General features: G+C 64.2%; 18 protein-coding genes. 17 read left to right on the forward strand and 1 reads right to left on the reverse strand.

What is annotated here, in order from left to right:
• Position 1: 1 nt before the first annotated feature.
• Positions 2-1,525 carry a threonine ammonia-lyase, biosynthetic gene (gene ilvA, locus QCE64_RS01350; RefSeq protein ID WP_310004107.1) on the reverse strand — a complete coding sequence of 508 codons (1,524 nt, stop codon included), beginning with the start codon at positions 1,523-1,525 and terminating at the stop codon, positions 2-4.
• Positions 1,526-2,047: 522 nt separating this feature from the next.
• Here ilvA and QCE64_RS01355 point away from each other — a divergent pair.
• The 17 genes from QCE64_RS01355 (at position 2,048) to QCE64_RS01435 (ending at position 23,749) form a co-directional block, all read left to right on the forward strand.
• Positions 2,048-6,154, forward strand: coding sequence for an FAD/FMN-binding oxidoreductase (locus QCE64_RS01355; RefSeq protein WP_310002477.1), 4,107 nt, complete (start codon positions 2,048-2,050; stop codon positions 6,152-6,154).
• Between the two features lie 35 nt (positions 6,155-6,189).
• Entirely contained in the window at positions 6,190-6,624 is a 435-nt protein-coding gene (locus QCE64_RS01360; protein WP_309807165.1) for an HIT family protein, read from the forward strand.
• A gap of 9 nt (positions 6,625-6,633) precedes the next feature.
• Positions 6,634-7,044 carry a DUF971 domain-containing protein gene (locus QCE64_RS01365; RefSeq protein ID WP_309929062.1) on the forward strand — a complete coding sequence of 137 codons (411 nt, stop codon included), beginning with the start codon at positions 6,634-6,636 and terminating at the stop codon, positions 7,042-7,044.
• A 91-nt stretch (positions 7,045-7,135) separates the two neighbouring features.
• Complete coding sequence (gene ubiE, locus QCE64_RS01370; RefSeq protein ID WP_309913633.1) at positions 7,136-7,867, forward strand: bifunctional demethylmenaquinone methyltransferase/2-methoxy-6-polyprenyl-1,4-benzoquinol methylase UbiE; 732 nt, start codon at positions 7,136-7,138, stop codon at positions 7,865-7,867.
• Between the two features lie 25 nt (positions 7,868-7,892).
• A complete protein-coding gene (locus QCE64_RS01375; RefSeq protein WP_310002478.1) occupies positions 7,893-8,909 on the forward strand; it encodes a Tim44-like domain-containing protein in 1,017 nt (338 codons plus the stop codon).
• A gap of 149 nt (positions 8,910-9,058) precedes the next feature.
• Positions 9,059-9,775 (forward strand): SCP2 domain-containing protein, encoded by a 717-nt coding sequence (locus QCE64_RS01380; protein WP_404987148.1) that lies wholly within the window; start codon positions 9,059-9,061, stop codon positions 9,773-9,775.
• Between the two features lie 22 nt (positions 9,776-9,797).
• Positions 9,798-11,375: a ubiquinone biosynthesis regulatory protein kinase UbiB gene (ubiB, locus tag QCE64_RS01385; RefSeq protein WP_309913640.1), complete on the forward strand. Its 1,578-nt coding sequence runs from the start codon at positions 9,798-9,800 to the stop codon at positions 11,373-11,375.
• 38 nt (positions 11,376-11,413) lie between these two features.
• The gene (locus QCE64_RS01390) at positions 11,414-12,031 is read left to right on the forward strand and encodes a methyltransferase domain-containing protein (protein WP_309929070.1); all 618 of its coding nucleotides are present in this window, start codon (positions 11,414-11,416) and stop codon (positions 12,029-12,031) included.
• A 149-nt stretch (positions 12,032-12,180) separates the two neighbouring features.
• On the forward strand, positions 12,181-12,570 hold the full coding sequence (locus tag QCE64_RS01395; RefSeq protein WP_309919542.1) for a zinc ribbon domain-containing protein: 390 nt from the start codon (positions 12,181-12,183) through the stop codon (positions 12,568-12,570).
• Between the two features lie 191 nt (positions 12,571-12,761).
• Entirely contained in the window at positions 12,762-13,424 is a 663-nt protein-coding gene (locus QCE64_RS01400) for a DUF502 domain-containing protein (protein ID WP_310002479.1), read from the forward strand.
• A 93-nt stretch (positions 13,425-13,517) separates the two neighbouring features.
• Positions 13,518-15,320, forward strand: coding sequence for an aspartate--tRNA ligase (gene aspS, locus QCE64_RS01405; RefSeq protein WP_309913649.1), 1,803 nt, complete (start codon positions 13,518-13,520; stop codon positions 15,318-15,320).
• 111 nt (positions 15,321-15,431) lie between these two features.
• Positions 15,432-15,908: a dihydroneopterin triphosphate diphosphatase gene (gene nudB, locus QCE64_RS01410; protein ID WP_309913654.1), complete on the forward strand. Its 477-nt coding sequence runs from the start codon at positions 15,432-15,434 to the stop codon at positions 15,906-15,908.
• 44 nt (positions 15,909-15,952) lie between these two features.
• The gene (locus QCE64_RS01415) at positions 15,953-17,188 is read left to right on the forward strand and encodes a phospholipase D-like domain-containing protein (RefSeq protein ID WP_310004109.1); all 1,236 of its coding nucleotides are present in this window, start codon (positions 15,953-15,955) and stop codon (positions 17,186-17,188) included.
• A gap of 269 nt (positions 17,189-17,457) precedes the next feature.
• Positions 17,458-18,129, forward strand: a complete 672-nt coding sequence (locus QCE64_RS01420) for a TetR/AcrR family transcriptional regulator (RefSeq protein ID WP_309913656.1) — start codon at positions 17,458-17,460, stop codon at positions 18,127-18,129.
• Between the two features lie 75 nt (positions 18,130-18,204).
• The gene (locus tag QCE64_RS01425; protein ID WP_310002480.1) at positions 18,205-19,992 is read left to right on the forward strand and encodes an acyl-CoA dehydrogenase C-terminal domain-containing protein; all 1,788 of its coding nucleotides are present in this window, start codon (positions 18,205-18,207) and stop codon (positions 19,990-19,992) included.
• A 94-nt stretch (positions 19,993-20,086) separates the two neighbouring features.
• Positions 20,087-22,513: a 3-hydroxyacyl-CoA dehydrogenase/enoyl-CoA hydratase family protein gene (locus tag QCE64_RS01430; protein ID WP_310002481.1), complete on the forward strand. Its 2,427-nt coding sequence runs from the start codon at positions 20,087-20,089 to the stop codon at positions 22,511-22,513.
• A 36-nt stretch (positions 22,514-22,549) separates the two neighbouring features.
• Positions 22,550-23,749, forward strand: coding sequence for an acetyl-CoA C-acyltransferase (locus QCE64_RS01435; protein WP_309913665.1), 1,200 nt, complete (start codon positions 22,550-22,552; stop codon positions 23,747-23,749).
• The last annotated feature ends 59 nt before the right edge of the window (positions 23,750-23,808 follow it).

The raw sequence follows: 23,808 nt of genomic DNA on the forward strand, positions 1-23,808 counted from the left end.
GTCAGCCGAGGAACAGGCGGTACACCGGATTCGCGCCTTCGTCCCACCACGGATAGCCGAGCGTCGCGAGGAAACGCTCGAACTCCGCGTTGTCCGTCTGCGGCACCTGGATGCCGACCAGAATCGAGCTATAGTCCGCGCCCTGATTACGGTAATGGAACAGGCTGATGTTCCAGTCCGGCGCCATCGACGACAGGAACTTCATCAGCGCGCCCGGCCGCTCCGGGAATTCGAAGCGCAACAGGCGTTCGTCGCGCGCGAGCGGCGAGCGGCCGCCCACCATGTAGCGGATGTGCTGCTTCGAGAGTTCATCGTGCGACAGATCCACGGTCGCGAAACCATGTTCGACGAAGGCCGTCATCATCTGCGCCGTTTCCTTGCGCGACTTGATCTGCACGCCGACGAAGATGTGCGCGGCTTTTTCGTCCGCGATGCGATAGTTGAACTCGGTCACACTCCGGGTGCCGACCAGTTCGCAGAAGCGCCTGAAACTGCCGCGCTCCTCGGGAATCGTCACGGCGAACACCGCCTCGCGCGCCTCGCCCACTTCGGCGCGTTCGGCGACGAAGCGCATGCGGTCGAAGTTCATGTTCGCGCCCGAGGTCACCGCGATCAGCGTCTTGCCCTCGATGCCTTCGCGCTCCGCATACAGCTTCGCGCCCGCCACCGCGAGCGAGCCCGCCGGTTCGAGCACCGAGCGCGTGTCCTGGAACACGTCCTTGATGGCGGCGCAGAGGGCGTCGGTGTCGACGGTGATGATGTCATCGAGCAGTTCCCGGCACAGGCGGAAGGTTTCCTCGCCGACCAGCTTCACCGCGGTGCCGTCCGAGAACAGGCCGACCTCGCTCAACGTGATGCGCTCGCCCGCCTTGACCGACTTCGCCATCGCGCAGGAATCCTCGGTCTGCACGCCGATCACCTTGATCTCCGGACGCACCGCCTTGATGTAGGCCGCCACGCCCGCCGCCAGACCGCCGCCGCCGATCGGGCAGAAGATCGCGTGGATCGGGCCCTGATGCTGGCGCAGGATTTCCATCGCGACGGTGCCTTGCCCGGCGATCACGTCGGGATCGTCGAACGGATGCACGAAGGTCAGGCCGCGTTCTTCCTGAAGCTGCACGGCGCGCGTGTAGGCGTCGCTATAGGATTCGCCCGCCAGCACGATTTCGACCGTCGGGCCGCCATGCGTGCGGATCGCGTCGATCTTGACCTGCGGCGTGGTGGTCGGCACCGCGATCACCGCGCGGCAGCCGAGCCGCGCCGCCGACAGCGCCACGCCCTGCGCATGATTGCCCGCCGAGGCCGTAATCACGCCGCGCGCGAGTTCGTCGGCGGAGAGGTTCGCCATCTTGTTATAGGCGCCGCGAATCTTGAAGGAGAACACCGGCTGGTTGTCCTCGCGCTTCAGGAGCACGGCATTGCGCAGGCGCGCCGACAGATTGTTCGCGGGTTCGAGCTCGCTTTCCCGCGCGACGTCGTACACACGCGCGGTCAGCACTTTCTTCAGGTAGTCGGGATGTGTCATGCGGAAAATCGTCACGCGGCACGCATGCGTGCGGGTTTTGAGGGCGAAAGCATCCATGATAGCGCCTGTCGCGCTCGTCGCCGCACCCCCATATGTTCCGACCGTCCGGACGGTCGTGCAAAAAAGCGTCGAAAATGCCATGAACGCGTCGCGAATGTACTAGCAAAAAGCCCTTCCGCCTGCTAGCGCCCGGCAACGCGCGTCATGATCCTGGGTTAGAATTTCCTTTTACGTATCAGCAATCAGGATCGGCAGATGCACCGGCAGCTTCGGATCGATTTTCTGGCGCATGTCCCCCGCGCGTCGCACGCGGCGGCCGAGCGGCATGCGCGTCACGCGCGATCGTGGCGTTGATCCCGGGCACACCGAAGGCGTCTTGATGACGTCCGCCTCGCAGCACGTTGCGCAGGGCGGTTCCGGCGGCCTTCGCCAAGATAAGTCTCACTCGAAAATTTGCGCCCCCACGCGCATCGCCGGCGTTTCGCTTAGCAGAGCGCCCGCCGGCACACCGAACCGTCGAACATGAACGCACCTCAAGCCTTCGATCCGAACGGCGCCCATGCCGCCTTGGCGCTCGATATTGAACCCCGTCTGCGCGAAATTCCCTATAACTACACGTCGTTTTCCGATCGTGAAATCGTGATGCGGCTCCTCGGCGACGAAGCCTGGGCCGTCCTCGACGAACTCCGCAACGAGCGCCGCACCGGCCGCTCGGCGCGCATGCTGTACGAAGTGCTCGGCGACATCTGGGTCGTGCGCCGCAATCCGTATCTCCAGGACGACCTGCTCGACAACCCGAAGCGCCGCGGCATGCTGGTCGACGCGCTGAATCACCGTCTCGCCGAAATCGAGAAGCGCCGCAGCGCGGACCTGTCCGCTCACCATGACGAAGCCGGCAGCCAGGAACGCGCCGGGCGCGTGCAGTTGCTGGTGGCCGCAGCGCGCCGCGCCGTCGACGACTTCGCCGCCGAATTCGCCCGCATGGCCGACCTGCGCCGCCGCGCGTCGCGCGTGCTCGGCCGGCAGACGCAGAAGGACAACATCAAGTTCGACGGCCTGTCGCGCGTCGCGCACGTCACCGACGCCACCGACTGGCGCGTCGAGTATCCGTTCGTCGTGCTCACGCCGGACACCGAAGCCGAGATCGCCGGTCTCATCAAGGCGTGCTTCGAACTCGGGCTCACGGTGATTCCGCGCGGCGGCGGCACCGGCTACACCGGCGGCGCGATTCCGCTGACGCCGTTCTCGGCCGTCATCAACACGGAAAAGCTCGAACAGCTGGGGCCGGTCGAGATGACCAGCCTGCCGGGCGTCGAGCACAAGGTCGCGACCATTTTCTCGGGCGCGGGCGTCGTCACGCGGCGCGTGACCGAAGCGGCGGAACAGGCGGGCTTCGTGTTCGCAGTCGATCCCACTTCGCTGGACGCGTCCTGCGTCGGCGGCAATGTGGCGATGAACGCGGGCGGCAAGAAGGCGGTGCTGTGGGGCACGGCGCTGGACAATCTCGCGTGGTGGCGCATGGTCGATCCGGAAGGCAACTGGCTCGAAGTCACGCGCCTGGATCACAACTGCGGCAAGATCCACGACATCGAAGTGGCGCGTTTCCGGCTCGACTGGTTCGACGGCAATCGTGCGCCGGGCGAGAAGCTGATCCGCACCGAGAATCTCGACATTGCCGGCAGCACGTTCCGCAAGGAAGGACTCGGCAAGGACGTCACCGACAAATTCCTCGCCGGCCTGCCCGGCGTGCAGAAGGAAGGCTGCGACGGCCTCATCACGTCGGCGCGCTGGATCCTGCACAAGATGCCCGCGCACACGCGCACCGTCTGCCTCGAATTCTTCGGCCAGGCGCGCGATGCGATTCCGAGCATCGTCGAGATCAAGGACTATCTGTTCGAAACGTCGAAGCAGGGCGGCGCGATCCTCGCCGGCCTCGAGCACCTGGACGAACGCTACCTGCGCGCGGTCGGCTATGCCACCAAGAGCAAGCGCAACGCGTTCCCGAAGATGGTGCTGATCGGCGACATCGTCGGCGACGACGCCGATGCCGTTGCCGCCGCCACGTCCGAAGTCGTGCGCATGGCGAACGGCAAGAGCGGCGAAGGCTTCGTCGCGGTCAACGCCGAGGCGCGCAAGCGCTTCTGGCTCGACCGCTCGCGCACGGCCGCCATCGCCAAGCATACGAACGCGTTCAAGATCAACGAAGACGTCGTGATTCCGCTCAATCGCATGGGCGAATACACGGACGGCATCGAGCGCATCAATATCGAGCTGTCGATCAAGAACAAGCTGGAACTCGTCAATGCGCTCGAAGCGTTCTTCCGCACCGGCAAGCTGCCGCTCGGCAAGACCGACGACGCCAATGAAATCCCCAGCGCCGAGCTGCTCGAAGACCGCGTGCAACAGGCGCTGGATCTGCTGAAGCGCGTGCGCGAGCGCTGGACTTTCGTCGGCGAGCACCTCGACATGCCGCTGCGCGAGGCCCAGCACCAGTTGCTTCAGCTTGGCTACGAAGCGCTCGCGGAGAAGTTCGCGGACCGCGTCGACGTGCAACCGGATGCCAACGTGTTTCACGTCGCGCAGGACCGCACGGTGCGCATCTCGTGGAAGCAGGAGATCCGCGCCGAGTTGCGCCAGATCTTCAACGGCGGCGAATTCAAGCCGATCCTCGACGAAGCGCAAGCCATCCACAAGCAAGTGCTGCGCGGCCGTGTGTTCGTCGCGCTGCACATGCATGCCGGCGACGGCAACGTGCACACCAACATCCCCGTCAACTCCGACAACTACGCGATGCTGCAGGACGCGCATCACGCGGTGGCGCGCATCATGAAGCTGGCGCGTTCGCTCGACGGCGTGATCTCGGGCGAGCACGGCATCGGCATTACGAAGCTGGAGTTTCTGACGGAAGAGGAAATCGGCGATTTCCGCGCCTACAAGCAGCGCGTCGATCCGCACGGCCGCTTCAACAAGGGCAAGCTGTTCGACGGCGCCGATTTGCGCAACGCCTATACGCCGTCCTTCGGGCTGATGGGCTACGAGTCGCTCATCATGCAGCAGTCGGATATCGGCGCGATTTCCGAGTCCATCAAGGACTGCCTGCGCTGCGGCAAGTGCAAGCCGGTCTGCGCGACCCACGTGCCGCGCGCGAACCTGCTCTACAGCCCGCGCAACAAGATTCTCGCCACGTCGCTGCTGGTCGAGGCGTTCCTGTACGAAGAGCAGACACGTCGCGGCGTGTCGATCAAGCACTGGGACGAGTTCAACGACGTCGCCGACCACTGCACCGTCTGTCACAAGTGCGTGACGCCGTGCCCAGTGAAGATCGACTTCGGCGACGTCACGATGAACATGCGCAACCTGCTGCGCAAGATGGGCAAGAAGAAGTTCAACGCGGGCAATGCGGCGGGCATGTTCTTCCTGAACGCGACCAATCCGCAGACCATCAATCTCGCGCGCACCGCGATGATGGGCGTCGGCTACAAGGCGCAGCGCCTCGGCAACGACGTGCTGAAGAAGTTCGTCCGGAAGCAGACGGCGAAGCCGCCCGCAACCGTCGGCAAGCCGCCGGTCGTCACGCAGGTGATCCACTTCGTCAACAAGAAGATGCCGGGCAATCTGCCGAAAAAAACGGCGCGCGCGCTGCTGGATATTGAGGACAACAAGATCGTCCCGATCATCCGCAATCCGCAGACAACCACGGTCGATTCCGAAGCGGTGTTCTACTTCCCGGGCTGCGGCTCGGAGCGGCTGTTCTCGCAGGTCGGCCTCGCCACGCAGGCCATGCTGTGGGAAGCGGGCGTACAGACCGTGCTGCCGCCGGGCTATCTGTGCTGCGGCTATCCGCAACGCGGTTCCGGCCAGTTCGACAAGGCCGAGAAGATCGTCACCGACAATCGCGTCCTGTTCCACCGCGTCGCGAATACGCTGAACTATCTCGACATCAAGACCGTGGTGGTATCGTGCGGCACCTGCTACGACCAGCTCGCGGGCTATGAATTCGAGAAGATCTTCCCGGGCTGCCGGATCATCGACATTCACGAGTTCCTGCTCGAGAAGAACATCAAGCTCGACGGCGTGAGCGGCACGCGCTACATGTATCACGACCCGTGTCACTCGCCGATCAAGACCATGGATCCGGTCAAGCTGGTCAACCAGCTGATGGGTTCGGAGAAGGACGGCTACAAGATCGAGAAGAATGACCGCTGCTGCGGCGAGTCGGGCACGCTCGCGGTGACGCGGCCGGACGTCTCCACGCAGGTGCGCTTCCGCAAGGAAGAAGAGATCCGCAAGGGCGCGGCCAAGCTGCGCGGCATTCCGCTCGTCGCGGAAGCGGGCGCGAACGCGATCAACATCGCGAATGCGTCGGCGGGTGCAGCGGGCGCGCAGCCCGGCTCCGTGCTCAAGGCCGGCGACGGCCCGCAGCCGGTCAACGGCGCCGTGCCGCAGGACGTCAAGATCCTGACGAGCTGCCCGTCGTGCCTGCAAGGCTTGTCGCGCTACAACGAGGACGCCAACGTCGAGGCGGACTATATCGTCGTGGAAATCGCGCGCAAGGTGCTCGGCGAGAACTGGATGGAACAGTACGTCGAACGCGCGAACAATGGCGGTATCGAGCGCGTGCTGGTGTAATAGCGACATCGAGGACGATTCGCCAGAGGTTCGAGATGGACTGTGTGTTTTGCCGTGAAGACGGCGGCGAAGTACTGTGGCAGGACGGCGCGTTGCGCGTCGTCCTTGCCGATGAGCCCGACTGGCCCGGCCTGTGCCGCGTGATCTGGGGGGCGCATGTCGCCGAGATGTCGGATTTGCCGGACCCGGATCGCGTGCGCGTGATGGCCGCCGTGAATGGCGTCGAGCGCGTGATGCGCCGCGTGCTGGTGCCCGAGAAGATCAATCTCGCGAGCCTCGGCAACCAGGTGCCGCATGTTCACTGGCACGTCATCCCGCGCTTCTCCAACGACTCCCGCTTTCCGCTGCCGATCTGGGCGCCGCGCCAGCGCACCGTGTCCGAATCGCAGCTGTCGAAGCGGCGCGCCCAGGCAACGCTCCTGCGCGAGCAGGTACGCAACGAACTGAACCAGCAGTTTGGTCATCCATAAGACGAGATCATGAGCGGACTCACTTCAACGACGCCGATTCCCACCGGCGTCGTCGTGCATTCGAAATCACACGTGCTGGAACTGCAATACGGCGACGCGTCGTATCGTGTGCCGTTCGAGCTGCTGCGCGTGTATTCGCCATCGGCGGAAGTGCAGGGCCACGGGCCGGGACAGGAAACGCTGCAGACTGGCAAGCGCGAGGTGACGATCATCGGCATCGATCCGGTTGGGCACTACGCGCTGCAACTCAATTTTTCAGACGGCCACAACACGGGTATCTACTCCTGGGACATCCTTCATGATCTCGCGACGCGCCAGGACGAACACTGGCGCGACTATCTGGCGAGACTGGAGGCGGCGGGCGTCGACCGCGACACGCCGATGGCCGTCAAGATCTCCGGTGGCGGCCATTGCCACTGAAATCAGTCGATATGCAGCTGCGGCATATCGCCGCGCACCCGGCGCGGCAATTGCGCGGCTTGGAAAGAACAACAGGTGAGGAAAGAGCGCGATGAGCAAGACCCACTTCGGATACGAAACGGTCGACGAGCAGGACAAGGCGAAGAAAGTGGCGGGCGTGTTTCACTCTGTCGCGAGCAACTACGACTTGATGAACGACCTGATGTCCGGCGGACTGCATCGGATCTGGAAGCATTTCACGATCGGGCAGGCGAAGGTGCGGCCGGGCTACAAGGTGCTGGACATCGCGGGCGGGACCGGCGACCTGGCAATGGCGTTTGCCCGACAAGCCGGCGAAACAGGTGAAGTCTGGCACACCGACATCAACGAATCGATGCTGCGTGTGGGCCGGGATCGCCTGGTGGACAAGGGCGTCATGACGCCGACGCTGTTGTGCGATGCCGAGAAGATTCCGTTCCCGGACAATTATTTCAACATCATTACGGTTGCCTTCGGTCTTCGTAACATGACCCACAAGGACCGCGCGCTCGCCGAGATGACGCGCGTGCTGAAGCCGGGCGGGCGCTTGCTGGTGCTGGAATTCTCGAAGGTGTGGGATCCGCTCAAAAAGCCGTACGATCTATACAGTTTCAAGATTTTGCCGTGGCTGGGCGAGAAAGTCGCCAAGGACGCGGAGAGCTATCGGTACCTGGCAGAGTCCATCCGGATGCATCCCGACCAGGAAACTTTGAAAACAATGATGGAACAAGCGGGCCTGGATCGAGTCGAATATTACAATTTGTCAGGTGGCGTGGTAGCGTTACACGTCGGGACCAAATTTTAGTGTTCCACTCTTCAAAGGATTCGAAATGTCCGATTCGCGCATACCCCAACCCCGGGGTTTCCTGAACGTCTTCTTCAGGAAGGCCGGAATACTGGCGCTCGCTGGCGTTATTGCGGCCGGCGCACTCTTCGCGGAAACGGCGGACGCCAAGCGCATGGGCGGCGGCCGCAGCATGGGCCGTCAGTCGGCCACCGCCACGCAGCAACATCAGGCGACGCCGCCGTCGCAATCCATGCAGCAGGGCCAGGCCGCGCAGGCACAACGGGCGCAACCCGCGCCCGCCACGCCGGCCGCCGCCGCGCAACCGGCGCGCAACCGCTGGCTCGGACCCATCGCCGGTCTGGCGGCGGGTCTCGGCATCGCGGCGCTCCTGTCGCATTTCGGCCTGGGCGAAGCCTTCGCCGGCGCCATGGCGAACATGATCATCATCGCGCTCATCGTGCTGGCCGCGGTCATGCTGTTCCGCTTCATCATGCGCAAGCGTCAGGGCGCCCAGGGCGGCAACACGCCGGCTTACGCCGGTGCAGGCTCGTCCTCGGGTTCGCCGTACGGCGCAAGCGCGCGCACGGGTCTGGACCCGGCGCCGGCGCAAGTGCCGCAGCAATCGCGCGGTTACGGCGCGACGTACATCGAATCGGCGCCGCAGCAGCAAGCGGTCAATCCGAACGTGCCGGCGGGCTTCGATACCGAAGCGTTCGTGCGTAACGCAAAGGTCTACTTCGTGCGCCTGCAGGACGCCTGGGATCGTGGCAACACGAACGACATCCGCGAATTCACCACGCCCGAAATGTTCGCGGAAGTGAAGCTCGACGTCGAAGCGCGCGGCAGTGCGCCGAATCGTACCGATGTCGTGCAGCTCAACGCCGACGTCCTCGGCGTGGAAGACCGCCCGCAGGAATATCTGGCGAGCGTGCGCTTCCATGGTCTGATTCGCGAGTCGGAAGGATCGGCGGCCGAGCCATTTGTCGAGGTGTGGAACCTGTCCAAGCAGAAGTCCGGCAACGAAGGCTGGCTGCTGGCCGGCATCCAGCAGGTCAGCTGAGCGCCACCGCGCGCCGGACGCGTCCAGCGCGTCGCGGCGCCGGCGCACCCGCCGGAAACCGGCAAGCGTCAGTGTGATCGCCGGTGGCGGCGGTAGAATATGAACCCGCGCGAGAAGCGTCTCGCGCGGGTTTTTTCATCTCACAGCCGATGACGAACGCAGACGAATTCGCCCGTCCCGCAGCAAACCCTGCCTTGAAGACCGCCTCCGGCGCATTCGCGGCCGCCGTGAATCATCTGCTCGTGCGCGAGCCGTGGGCGCTCGAGCGCCTGAAACCCTATGCCGCCAAACGCGTGAAACTGTCGTGCGCGCCGGTTTCCATCGCCCTCTTGGTGCAACCGGACGGCCTCTTCGCCGCGACCACCGAAGCCGAAGCCGCCCAGTTCGACGTCACCATCGCCGTGCCGCTCGACGCGCTGCCGGCCTTCGTGCAGGGCGGCCAGGCGGCCGTGATGAAGCATGTGCGGATCGAGGGCGACGCCGAATTCGCCACCACGCTGGCGAAACTTGCCGAACATCTGCGCTGGGATCCGGAGGAAGACCTGGCGCGCGTGATCGGCGACGCGCCCGCGCATCGGCTGGGCATCGTCGCGCGGTCGGTGCAGGAGCAGGCGCAGCGCACCGGGCGCAACCTGCTGGACACCTTCAGCGAATTTTTCCTCGACGAACGTCCGCAGCTCGTGCGTCGCAGCGCGCTCGCGGCCTTCGACGCCGAGTTGTCGAAAGCGCGCGATGCGCTGGCGCGTGTGGAGAAGCGCATCGAAAGAATCGAACGTGCCGGCGTGAACGCAGGCGAACCCAAGCATCCGGCAAGCGGCGCTTCAGCGCGACCCGGCGGCGAGTCAGTGCGCGACTCGCACGAATAACGAGCTGAAGCGAATCCGAACCATGCGTTTTCTGCGTTTTCTCAAGATATTTTTCACGATCGTCCGCTTCGGGCTCGACGAGCTCGTCATGAGTGGCATCAACGATCGTCGCGTGCGCTACCTGATGCGCATCACGACGTTCGGCCGCCGTTTCGATATCGAACGCGGCATCCGCCTGCGTCTCGCGCTGGAAAGTCTCGGGCCGATTTTCGTGAAGTTCGGCCAGGTGCTCTCGACGCGCCGCGATCTGCTGCCCGTCGATGTTGCCGACGAACTCGCCAAGCTCCAGGATCAGGTGCCGCCGTTCGATTCGGCGCTCGCGGTGGCGATCATCGAGAAATCGCTCGGCGCGCCCATCGACGCGTTGTTCGACGATTTCGAGCGCGTGCCGGTGGCGAGCGCGTCGATTGCGCAGGTTCATTTTGCCAAGATCAAAAATGGCGAGCACGCGGGCAAGGCGGTGGCGGTGAAGGTGCTGCGCCCGGGCATGTTGCCGGTGATCGATTCGGACCTCGCGTTGCTGCGTGACGTCGCGATCTGGGCCGAACGGCTGTGGCCGGACGGCCGGCGCCTGAAGCCGCGCGAGGTGGTGGCCGAGTTCGACAAATACCTGCACGACGAGCTCGACCTGATGCGCGAGGCCGCCAACGGCAGCCAGTTGCGCCGCAATTTCCAGGGCCTCGATCTGCTGCTGGTGCCGGAAATGTACTGGGACCTGTCCGCGCCGACCGTGCTGGTCATGGAGCGCATGGTCGGCGTGCCGATCAGCCAGGTCGAGACGCTGCGCGCGGCGGGCGTGGACATTCCGAAGCTGGCGCGCGAAGGCGTCGAGATCTTTTTCACGCAGGTGTTCCGTGACGGCTTTTTTCACGCCGACATGCATCCGGGCAACATCCAGGTGAGCCTCGATCCGGCAACGTTCGGCCGCTATATCGCGCTGGATTTTGGCATCGTCGGGGCGCTGTCGGACTTCGACAAGAATTACCTCGCGCAGAACTTCCTCGCGTTCTTCAAGCGCGATTACCACCGCGTCGCCACGCTGCACCTCGAGTCCGGGTGGGTGCCGCCGAGCACGCGCGTCGAGGAGCTGGAGAGCGCGATCCGCGCCGTCTGCGAACCGTATTTCGATCGCGCGCTGAAGGACATCTCGCTCGGCCAGGTGCTGATGCGGCTGTTCTCCACCTCGCGCCGCTTCAACGTCGAAATCCAGCCGCAGCTCGTGCTGCTGCAAAAGACGATGCTGAATGTCGAAGGGCTCGGGCGTTCGCTCGACCCGGAACTCGACCTGTGGAAAACCGCCAAGCCGTATCTGGAACGCTGGATGAACGAGCAGATCGGCTGGCGCGGCTGGTACGAGCGCCTGCAGATGGAGGCGCCGCAGTGGAGCAAGACGATTCCGCAACTGCCCCGCCTGATCCATCATCTGCTGGCGGAACATCACGACGCGCCCAAGGGCGGCAATGAAGAAACGATGCGCCAGCTGCTGGCCGAGCAGAAGCGCACCAATCGTCTGCTGATGACGCTTCTGGGCGTTGGACTGATCGCGATTGCGGGTGCGGGCATCGTGATCGCGCAAATGTTGTGGCTCGGCCATCCCTGATCGATTCTCCGGCGCACCCTTTTCAGCGAGCCCCCATCATGAGCGATCCGACCCAGCCCGCCGTCCCGGACTTCGACAACCGCGATCCGAATTCGCCCGGTTTCTGGGACGAGCGTTTCGCCGAGCGCTTCATGCCGTGGGACCAGTCCGGCGTCCCTGAGGCGTTCAAGACTTTCGTCGCGGCGCGCGATGCGCAGAACGTGCTGATTCCGGGCTGCGGCAGCGCGTATGAAGTGCTGTACCTCGCGGAACGCGGCTGGCCGGTCCGGGCGATCGATTTCGCACCGGGCGCGGTCGACGCCGCGCGCAAGCAACTTGGCGCGCACGCGGCGGTGGTGGAACAGGCGGACTTCTTCGCGTATCAGCCGCCATTTGCCATCGACTGGATGTACGAGCGCGCCTTTCTCTGTGCCTTGCCGCGCGATCGCTGGCGGGATTACGCCGAACGGATGGCAACGCTGCTGACGCCCGGTGCGCTGCTCGCCGGCTTCTTCTTCATTGGCGCGACGCCGAAAGGGCCGCCGTTCGGCATCGAGCGCGGCGATCTGGATGCGCTGCTCTCGCCGCACTTCGAGCTGATCGAGGAGCGCGAGGTCAGCGACTCGATTCCCGTATTCGCGGGCCGCGAACGCTGGATGACCTGGCGGCGTTCCTGATCCTCGCCCCTTGAATTCACCGTAACGGCCCAGACCTATAAGCCAGTTCACGTCGCGTCCCGGGTTCCTGAAAATCGCGGGGCAATATTGGTTTGCGGCTATAATTCAAGGCTTTGCAAGCGTCGAAAGATCATTGTAGGAACAGTGCCATGCCGATTTACGCCTACCGCTGCGCAGACTGCGGCCACGAAAAAGATGTGTTGCGCAAACTGAGCGATCCGCCGCTCACGCAATGTCCCGCGTGCGGAAAGGAATCGTTTTCGAAGCAAGTGACTGCCGCCGGTTTCCAGCTGAAGGGCTCGGGCTGGTACGTCACCGATTTCCGCGGCGGAAACAGCAACGGCAATGGCAATAACGGCAAGGCCGGCAACGCTGAATCGAACGCTGCGGGTGCGAACGGATCGGATGCTGCGGCGTCGAAAGCGGAAGGCGGCACGGTATCCGGCGGCGGCACGACGGCTCCGGCGAGCGCCGCTCCGGCATCGGAAGCGGCCAAGCCTGCGGCGGGCACGTCCGCTTCTTCGGGCAGCGCCGCCTGAGAACGCTACCTGATAACGCTACCTGATAACGCTACCTGAGAACGCCGTCTGCACCGCCCGAGCGGCCCGAACGGCCCGAACCTGATGGGCCTTGCAGTGACCTCGCCGAGCGCGCTCCATCGGGCGCGGCTCGCCCGCCAAGCCGAATCTCCCCTGTTTTCGAGAGCCGGCGCAGCCTTCGCCCCGTGTAAATGACGACGAAAAAGACTACGCTGAAATCCGTGTTCCTCACCGGCCTCCTGGTGCTGGTCCCGCTCGCCATTACGCTCTGGGTGCTGGGCCTCGTCATCGGCACCATGGACCAGACGCTGTTGCTGCTGCCGCAGGCCTGGCAGCCGGAGCGCATCGTCGGGTTCCATCTGCCGGGCGTGGGCGCGGTGCTGACGCTGGCCTTCATCTTCATCGTCGGGCTGCTGACGCAGAACTTCGTCGGGCAGAAGCTCGTCGGATGGTGGGACGCGGTCCTGCGGCACATTCCCGTGGTCGGCCCGCTGTACACCAGCGTGAAGCAGGTGTCGGACACGCTGCTGTCGTCGAGCGGCAATGCGTTCCGCAAGGCGCTGCTGATCGAGTATCCGCGCAAGGGCTCGTACACCATCGGTTTTCTTACCGGGATTCCGGGCGGCGACGTGCTGAATCATCTCGATGAAGAACACGTGAGCGTCTATGTCCCGACCACGCCGAACCCGACATCCGGCTTCTTCCTGATGATGCGGAAAAGCGAGGTCGTCGAACTGGACATGACTGTCGACGCCGCACTGAAGTACATCGTCTCGATGGGCGTGGTGGCCCCCGCGCCGAGCGCGTCGGCGCAGGTAGCGCCAGCCCGCCGCCCCACCGAGCCGCCGATGTAATGCCGGCGCGCGCGCCCCGTGAGTCCGCCGAGCGAAAGAGCGAGACCCGAACGCGCGAGCCGTTGATCAACGAACAACGAAAGACACAACATCATGTCGATGCGATCTGAATACTGCGGTCTGGTGACCGAGGCCCGTCTGGGTCAAACCGTCTCGCTGTGCGGCTGGGTGCATCGCCGTCGCGATCACGGCGGCGTTATCTTCATCGACTTGCGCGATCGCGAAGGGCTCGTCCAGGTCGTCTGCGACCCGGACCGCGCCGACATGTTCAAGGTCGCCGAAGGCGTGCGCAACGAGTTCTGCGTGCAGGTCAAGGGCGTCGTGCGCAACCGTCCCGAGGGCACGGTCAACGCGAACCTGACGAGCGGCAAGATCGAAGTGCTGTGTCATGAGCTGACGGTGCTGAACGCGTCGGTGACGCCGCCGTTCCAGCTTGATGACGACAATTTGTCGGAAACCACGCGCCTCACGCATCGCGTGCTCGACCTGCGCCGTCCGCAGATGCAGAAGAACCTGCGCCTGCGCTATCGCGTCGCGATGGAAGTGCGCAAGTATCTCGACGAGCAAGGCTTCATCGACATCGAAACGCCGATGCTCACCAAGAGCACGCCGGAAGGCGCACGCGACTACCTGGTGCCGTCGCGCGTGAACGCGGGCCAGTTCTTCGCGCTGCCGCAGTCGCCGCAGCTGTTCAAGCAGTTGCTGATGGTCGCCAACTTCGACCGTTACTACCAGATCACCAAGTGCTTCCGCGACGAAGACCTGCGCGCCGACCGTCAGCCGGAATTCACGCAGATCGATTGCGAAACGTCGTTCCTTTCGGAACAGGAAATCCGCGATCTGTTCGAGAACATGATCCGCCACGTCTTCAAGGAGACGATGGACGTCGCGCTGCCGGAGCAGTTCCCGGTCATGCTGTACTCGGAAGCGATGCGCCGCTTCGGCTCGGACAAGCCCGACCTGCGTGTGAAGCTCGAATTCGCGGACCTCACGGATGCCGTGAAGGACGTGGATTTCAAGGTGTTCAGCATGCCGGCCAACTCGAAGGACGGCCGCGTCGCGGCGCTGCGCGTGCCGAAGGGCGGCGAGCTGTCGCGTGGCGATATCGACGGTTATACGGAGTTCGTGCGCATCTACGGCGCGAAGGGTCTCGCGTGGATCAAGGTCAACGACACGACGCGTGGCCGCGACGGCCTGCAAAGCCCGATCGTCAAGAACCTGCATGACGCGGCGCTGGCCGCCATCATGGAGCGCACGGGCGCGCAGGACGGCGACATCATTTTCTTCGCGGCGGATCGCGCGAAGGTCGTGAACGACAGCCTCGGCGCGCTGCGCCTGAAGATCGGTCATTCGGAATTCGGCCGCACGACGGGCCTGCTCGAAACCGGCTGGAAGCCGCTGTGGGTCATCGACTTCCCGATGTTCGAATACGACGAGGAAGAGAACCGCTACGTGGCCGCGCATCACCCGTTCACGAGCCCGAAGGACGAGCATCTCGAGTATCTGGAAACGGATCCGGGCCGCTGCCTTGCGAAGGCCTACGACATGGTGCTGAACGGCTGGGAAATCGGCGGCGGTTCGGTGCGGATCTTCCAGGAAGACGTGCAGAGCAAGGTGTTCCGCGCGCTGAAGATCAGCGCTGAAGAAGCGCGCCTGAAGTTCGGCTTCCTGCTCGACGCGCTGCAGTACGGCGCGCCGCCGCATGGCGGTATCGCGTTCGGTCTGGATCGTGTGGTCACGCTGATGTCCGGCGCCGATTCGATCCGCGACACCATCGCCTTCCCGAAGACGCAGCGCGCGCAGGATCTGCTCACGCAGGCGCCGAGCGAAGTCGACGAGCGCCAGCTGCGCGAGTTGCACATCCGTCTGCGTCAGCCGGAGCAGAAGACGCACTAAGCACATCGGCTTGTCGGTGTGATGAAAAAGGCGCTCAATGCGCCTTTTTCGCTTTTTGCGTTACAGTCTTTGGGCCAAAGACAAAACAGAGCAACACGCGTTCACACCGACATGCAGAAGCCGCCCAAAATCCCCGAATCCGTGTTGGTCGTCATTCATACACCGGAGCTCGATGTGCTCGTCATCGAGCGCGCGGATCACAAGGGTTTCTGGCAATCGGTGACGGGCTCGAAGGACCGCATCGACGAACCGATCGCGGAGACCGCCGCGCGCGAAGTGGCGGAAGAGACGGGCATCGTGATCGGTGGAAGTCTCGTGCCGGAGCAGGCGCTGCTCGACTGGCATCACAGCATCCAGTACGACATCTATCCGCAGTGGCGGCATCGCTATGCGGACGGTGTCGTGCGCAACACCGAGCATCAGTTCAGCCTGCTCGTGCCGCATTGTCTCGAAGTGATCCTCGCCCCGCGCGAACACACCGCGCACCGCTGGCTGCCATTGCGCGAGGCCGCCGACGCCTGCTTCTCGTGGTCGAACCGGGAAGCGATCCTGCAATTGCCCGAACGCCTCGCGGCGCATAACCGATGATCGGCATGCGTCCCACGCGCAGTTTCAAACGGCTGCGCCAGGCCATGTTCTCCGGCCGTCGTCCGCCGCGCTTCTGCTTCACCGCCGGCAACCACGTGCGCATCTTCAAGGGCGGCGTGCAGTTCTTTCCGGCGCTGATCGAACGGATCGATGCGGCGCGCCAGTCGGTCTCGCTCGAAACCTACATCTTCGCCAACGACGACATGGGCCGCGCCGTGTCCGACGCGCTCATCCGCGCCGCGGACCGCGGCGTCAAGGTGCGCGTGATCACGGACGGCATCGGCACCGGAAGCAAGCTGCCGATGTTCACGCTGTGGCAGGAACGGAGCGTCGAGCATCGCATCTACAACCCGCATCTGCTGTTCGGGCCGCAGGGCTGGTCGCGTACCCATCGCAAGCTCGCGCTGATCGACGACACCTACGCGTATTGCGGCGGCATCAACATCGTCGACGATTACGACCAGAACGGCACGCAACTGGAACGTCCGCGCTGGGACTTCGCGATGGAAGCGCAAGGGCCGGTGGTGAAGGACGTGCGCGAGGCCTTCGAGACGCAATGGCAGCGTATCCGGCTCGGCGTGAAGCCGCCGCAAAAGGAAACGCCGCCGGGCTGCGAACCCGAGGCGCAGCCGACCCGCTGGAGCGCGAAGCGCGCGATGGTGGCGCGCCGGCGGGCGCGTCTCGGCGAAATCCACGCGGTGGACCGGCCATGCGTGGCGTTCGTCGCGCGCGACAACCTGCTGAACCGGCGCGCCATCGAAAAGGCTTATCTGCGCGCCATCGCCCATGCCGAACGCGAAGTGTTGCTTGCGAATCCTTATTTCATGCCGGGCCGCCGGCTGCGCCGCGCGCTCGTGTATGCGGCCAGGCGCGGCGTGCGCGTGTCGCTGGTGATCGGGCGCAAGGAATTCGTCGCGCTGGACTACGCAACGCCGTTTCTCTACGGCAATCTGCTGAAGCACGGCGTGCGGATCGCCGAATACGAGAAGACCATGCTCCATGGCAAGGTGGCCGTGGTCGATGCGGACTGGGCGACCATCGGCTCATCCAATCTCGATGCGCTCTCGCTCGTGCTCAACAACGAGGCCAACATGGTGCTCGTCAATCATCCTGAAATTGCCGGATTGCACGATGCCATTCTGAAAGCCTTCGATGAAGGCCGGCGCATCGATGAAAAGCATTATGTGGCGCGTCCCGTTACGGAGCGGGTGCTTAATTGGTTTGCGTATAACACGTATCGTCTGATGATGAAGGTCATCACCATTGGGCAGTACGATTAATCTGTCATTTCGCAACGATTGCGCAAGAATAACCATTTTAGAAACGCGCACGTGGCTCCCACGAACTGGGAAGTCGGGCAGTCACTTACAGGCAGTCCGTAACTAAAACGCGACAATGTGCGCGGGCAATGTTGAGACTTATCCTAAAGACATTGTTCGACTATTTTTAGATACGCGTTTCTAAAAAATTGCTTGTTTCACCTTGGTCCGGCCATAATAATAGAACGGCCGTTCGATTTCACGGGTCACATAAGAACGGTAGGGACATCATGCGAAAAGGCGAACAGACGCGGGCCGCGATTCTCGACGCAGCGCTGGACTTGGCAAGTCGGGACGGTCTGGAAGGGCTGACCATCGGCCTTCTGGCCGAGCGGATGCAGATGAGCAAGAGCGGTGTGTTTGCGCATTTCGGGTCGCGCGAGGATTTGCAGGTGGAGGTGGTGCGCGAGTACCACCGGCGCTTCGAGGACGAGGTGTTCTTTCCGAGCCTGCGCGAAGCACGCGGCCTGCCGCGCTTGCGCGCGATGATGAATCGCTGGATGGAGAAGCGCATCCAGGAAGTGACCACGGGTTGTATCTATATCAGCGGGGCGGTCGAGTACGACGACCGCGCCGCAAGCGCGGTGCGCGAGCAGCTGGTGCACAGCGTGAGCATGTGGCGCGAGGCGTTGCTGCGCGCGATCCGCCAGTCGAAGGACGAGGGGCATCTGAAAGCGGAGACTGATCCGCAGCTGATGCTTTTCGAGCTGTACAGCTTTACGCTCGGCCTGCATCACGACGCGCGCTTCCTGCATCTTCCGGAAGCCGTGCAACTGACGCGGGACGCGCTGGAAAAGACGATCGTCTCGTATCAGTTGCCGCGTACGGCCGTCGAAACCGGCGTGTCGCCGGTCGCGAATGGGACGGTCAATCTGACTTCGCAACATACCGACACGCGTTAGCGGCGCCGCCCAAAAGTCACAGGCTGGAGCGGTCAGGCGGCGCGCAACGAGAAGCCTGGAAACCTGGAGAGACTCATGGGACAGTACGCCGCCCCCCTTCGCGACATGCAATTCGTCCTGCACGAGGTGCTGAACGTCGAAGCCGAACTGAAAAGCATGCCCAGCCATGCGGACCTCGACGCCGACACCATCAACCAGGTGCTCGAGGAAGCCGGCAAGTTCTGCTCGGAAGTGGTGTTTCCGCTCAACCAGAGCGGCGATCGCGAAGGCTGCACCTACGAGGGCGACGGCGTCGTGAAGACGCCGTCCGGCTTCAAGGAAGCTTACCGGCAGTATGTGGAGGCCGGCTGGCCGGCACTGGGCTGCGATCCCGAGTACGGCGGCCAGGGCCTGCCCGCGTTCGTCAATAACGCGCTCTACGAGATGCTCAACTCCGCGAATCAGGCCTGGACGATGTACCCAGGCCTGTCGCACGGCGCGTATGAATGCCTGCACGCGCACGGCACGCCGGAGCAGAAATCGGTGTATCTGGCGAAGCTCGTCTCGGGCGTGTGGACCGGCACGATGTGCCTGACCGAACCGCAATGCGGAACGGACCTCGGCATTCTGCGCACGAAGGCCGAGCCGAACGCCGACGGCTCCTACGCCCTCACCGGCACGAAGATCTTCATTTCGAGCGGCGAGCACGACATGGCCGAGAACATCGTCCATCTGGTGCTGGCGCGTCTGCCGGGCGCGCCGGCGGGCACCAAGGGCATCTCCCTCTTCATTGTGCCGAAGTTCGTGCCGGATGCGCACGGCGCGCCGGGCGCACGCAACGGCATCAAGTGCGGCTCGATCGAGCACAAGATGGGCATTCACGGCAACGCGACCTGCGTGATGAATCTCGACGGCGCGCAGGGCTGGCTCGTCGGAGAAGCAAACAAAGGCTTGAACGCGATGTTCGTGATGATGAACGCCGCGCGTCTGGGTGTCGGCATGCAGGGGCTCGGTCTCACCGAAGTCGCGTATCAGAACTCGCTCGTGTACGCGAGGGAGCGTCTGCAGATGCGCTCGCTGACCGGGCCGAAGGCGCCGGACAAGCCCGCCGATCCGATCATCGTGCATCCCGACGTGCGCCGCATGCTGCTCACGCAAAAGGCCTATGCCGAAGCGGGCCGCGCGTTCAGCTACTGGGCGGCGCTGAACATCGACAAGGAGCTCTCCCATTCGGACGAAGCCGTGCGCCGCGAGGCCGCGGATTTCGTCGCGCTGCTGACGCCGGTCATCAAGGCCTTCCTGACCGACAACGCCTTCGAAGGCACGAACATGGGCATGCAGATCTACGGCGGCCACGGCTTCATTTCCGAGTGGGGCATGGAGCAATACGTGCGAGACGCGCGCATCAACATGATCTACGAGGGCACGAATTCGATCCAGGCGCTGGACCTGCTGGGGCGCAAGATCTTGGGCGACATGGGCGCGAAGCTCAAGCGCTTCGGCAAGCTGGTGGCGGACTTCGTCGAGCAGGAAGGCGTGAAGCCGGAGATGCAGGAGTTCATCAATCCGCTCGCGGATATCGGCGAGAAGGTGCAGAAGCTGACGATGGAAATCGGCATGAAGGCGATGCAGAACCCCGACGAAGTGGGCGCGGCCGCGGTGCCGTATCTGCGCACGGTCGGCCATCTGGTGTTCTCGTACTTCTGGGCGCGCATGGCGCGCGTCGCGCTGGACAACGCCGCATCAGGCGATGCCTTCTACAAGGCCAAGCTCGCCACTGCGCGCTTCTATTTCGCCAAGCTCCTGCCGGAAACGGCTTCGACCATCCGCGCCGCGCGCGCCGGCGCCAAGCCGATGATGGACTACGACGAAGCGCTGTTCTGAGCGAGTCTCACGCACGCTGCGAGATCCATGATGGAACGCGGCGTGCGCCACGCCTTTCATTTCGAAGCAAACCCGTAATCCCGGAGGCTTACCCGTGAGCACCCTCAACATTCGCAAAGTCGCCGTGCTCGGCGCGGGCGTGATGGGCGCGCAGATTGCCGCGCACCTGATCAACGCGCGCGTGCCCGTCCTGCTCTTCGATCTTCCCGCGAAGGAAGGCCCGAAGAACGGCATTGCACTGAAGGCCATCGAGAACCTGAAGAAGCTGTCGCCGGCGCCGTTCGGCATCAAGGAAGACGCGCACTACATCGAGCCGGCGAATTACGACGACGACATCGCCAAGCTCGCCGAATGCGATCTCGTGATCGAGGCGATTGCCGAGCGCATGGACTGGAAGCACGATCTCTACAAGAAGGTGTCGCCGCACATCGCGCCGCACGCGATCTTCGCGAGCAACACCTCGGGCCTGTCGATCACGGCACTGTCGGAGGGCTTTTCGGACGAGCTGAAGGCACGCTTCTGCGGCGTGCATTTCTTCAATCCGCCGCGCTACATGCATCTGGTCGAACTGATCCCGACCGCGGCGACGCAACCCGTCATTCTCGACCAGCTCGAAACCTTCCTGACGAGCGTGATCGGCAAGGGCGTGGTCCGCGCGAAGGACACGCCCAATTTCATTGCGAACCGCGTCGGCGTGTTTTCGATTCTCGCGGTAATCGCGGAAGCGGAGAAGTTCGGCCTGCGTTTCGACGAAGTCGACGATCTCACCGGCGCGCGTCTGGGCCGCGCCAAGTCGGCGACCTTCCGCACGGCGGATGTCGTCGGGCTCGACACCATGGCGCACGTCATCAAGACGATGCAGGACAACCTGCCGGACGACCCGTTCTTCTCCGTCTACAAGACGCCGCCCGTGCTGGAAGCGCTGGTCAAGAACGGCGCGCTGGGCCAGAAGACGGGCGCGGGTTTCTATCGCAAGGAAGGCAAGTCGATCAAGGTGCTCGATCCGAAGACGGCGCAATACGTCGAGGGCGGCGCAAAGGCCGACGAACTGATCGGCCGCATTCTCAAGCGTCCGCCCGCCGAGCGCTTCAAGCTGCTGCGCGAGACCGACAACAAACAGGCGCAATTCCTGTGGGCGATCTTCCGCGACGTGTTCCACTACATCGCGGTGCATCTGGAATCGATCGCGGACAACGCGCGCGACGTCGATCTCGCCATCCGCTGGGGCTTCGGCTGGAACCAGGGGCCGTTCGAAAGCTGGCAGGCAGCGGGCTGGCAACAGGTCGCGCGCTGGGTGCAGGAAGACATCGACGCGGGCAAGGCGCTCTCGAACGCGCCGCTGCCGGCATGGGTGCTCGACGGTCCCGTCGCGGAAAAGGGCGTGCATTCGGACGAAGGATCGTGGTCGCCTGCTGAACGCCGCTTCGTGCCGCGCTCGACGCTGCCGGTCTACGGCAAGCAGGTGTTCCGCGCGCCGCTGGTCGGCGAGACCGGCGCGGATTCGAAGACCTCCGGCAAGACGCTGTTCGAGACCGAGAGCGTGCGCGCATGGCTCGACAGCGAGCAGGGCGACATCGTGATCGTCTCGTTCAAGACGAAGATGAACACGATCGGGCCGGGTGTGATCGACGGCCTCACGCAGGCCATCGAACTCGCCGAGAAGGAGTATCGCGGCGTGGTGATCTGGCAGCCGACCTCGCTGCAACTCGGCACGCCGGGCGGCCCGTTCTCGGCGGGCGCGAATCTCGAAGAGGCGATGCCCGCGTTCATGATGGGCGGCGCCAAGGGCATCGAGCCATTCGTCGCGAAGTTCCAGCAAGGGATGCTGCGCGTGAAGTACGCGAACGTGCCGGTCGTGTCGGCCGTGTCCGGTCTCGCGCTGGGCGGCGGCTGCGAGCTGCTGTTGCAGTCGGCGAAGCGCGTGGCGCACGTCGAAAGCTATATCGGGCTGGTTGAAGTGGGCGTCGGCCTGGTGCCGGCGGGCGGCGGCCTGAAGGAAGCGGCGTTGCGCGCGGCGGAGGCAGCGGCCGCCGTCAATGCCACCAGCGACCTGCTCAAGTTCCTGCAGAAGCCGTTCGAGAACGCGGCGATGGCGAAAGTCTCGTCCTCCGCCTTCGATGCCCGCGCGATGGGCTACCTGAAGTCCACCGACACCATCGTCTTCAACGTCCACGAACTGCTCGACATCGCGAAGAAGGAAGCGCGCGCGTTGAGCGATGCCGGCTACCGGCCGCCGCTGCGCGTGAAGCAGGTGCCGGTGGCGGGCCGCTCGGCGATCGCGACGATCAAGGCGTCGCTCGTCAACATGCGCGACGGCCGCTTCATCAGCGACCACGACTATCTGATCGCGAGCCGCATCGCGGAAGCGGTGTGCGGCGGGGAAGTGGAGGCGGGCAGTCTCGTCGACGAGGAATGGCTCCTCGCGCTGGAGCGCCGCGCCTTCGTCGAGCTGCTCGGCACGCAGAAGACGCAGGAGCGGATCATGGGCATGTTGCAGACCGGCAAGCCGGTCCGCAACTGACCCGCGCGACATAGCGACATACAGGAGCTGCACACAATGAGCAAACAACTGCAAGACGCATACATCGTCGCCGCGAGCCGCACGCCGATCGGCAAGGCGCCGCGCGGCGTGTTCAGGAACACGCGCCCGGACGAGTTGCTGGTCCACGCGATCAGGAACGCCGTCGCGCAAGCGCCCGGACTCGACACCAGCGTGATCGAGGACGCCATCATCGGTTGCGCGATTCCCGAGGCCGAGCAGGGCCTCAACGTGGCGCGCATGGGCGCGTTGCTGGCGGGCCTGCCGAATACGGTCGGCGGCGTCACGGTGAACCGCTTCTGCGCGTCGGGCCTGACGGCGCTCGCGATGGCAGCCGACCGCATTCGTGTCGGCGAGGCCGATGCGATGATCGCGGGCGGTTGCGAATCGATGAGCATGGTGCCGATGATGGGCAACAAGCCTTCGCTGTCGCCGCATATCTTCGAGCGCAATGAGGACGTCGGCATCGCGTACGGCATGGGCCTGACGGCGGAGAAGGTCGCGGAGCGCTGGAAGGTGAGCCGCGAGGCGCAGGACGCGTTCGCGGCGGAGTCGCATCGGCGCGCGCTGGCCGCGCAGCAGGCAGGCGAATTCGCCGACGAGATCGCCGCCTATACGCTCAACGAGCGCTTTCCGGATCTCGCCTCGGGTCAGGTGCGCACCAACACGCGCGAGATCGCCCTCGACGAAGGTCCGCGTGCCGAGACCTCGGTGGAAGGACTCGGCAAGCTGCGTCCCGTGTTCGCCAATAAAGGCTCGGTCACGGCCGGCAACAGTTCGCAGACGTCGGACGGCGCGGGCGCGTTGATCGTCGTGTCGGAGAAGATCCTGAAGCAGTTCAACCTGACGCCGCTGGCGCGCTTCGTCAGCTTCGCCGTGCGCGGCGTGCCGCCGGAGATCATGGGCATCGGGCCGAAGGAAGCGATTCCGGCCGCGCTGAAGGCCGCGGGCCTGAAGCAGGACGATCTCGACTGGATCGAACTGAACGAGGCCTTCGCGGCGCAGGCGCTCGCGGTGATCGGCGATCTCGGTCTCGATACCGCGAAAGTCAATCCGCTCGGCGGCGCGATCGCGCTGGGCCATCCGCTCGGCGCGACCGGCGCAATTCGCGCGGCGACCGTCGTGCACGGCCTGCGCCGGCGCAACCTGAAGTACGGCATGGTGACGATGTGCGTCGGCACCGGCATGGGCGCGGCGGGGATCATCGAACGGCTTTGACGCGAACGGTGCGCGAGCCGGCGTTCTGCAACGGCTCGCGCGCCGGTACAAGGAGGCAG

The organism is Caballeronia sp. LZ043 (assembly GCF_031451075.1).
Taxonomy (GTDB): Bacteria; Pseudomonadota; Gammaproteobacteria; order Burkholderiales; family Burkholderiaceae; genus Caballeronia.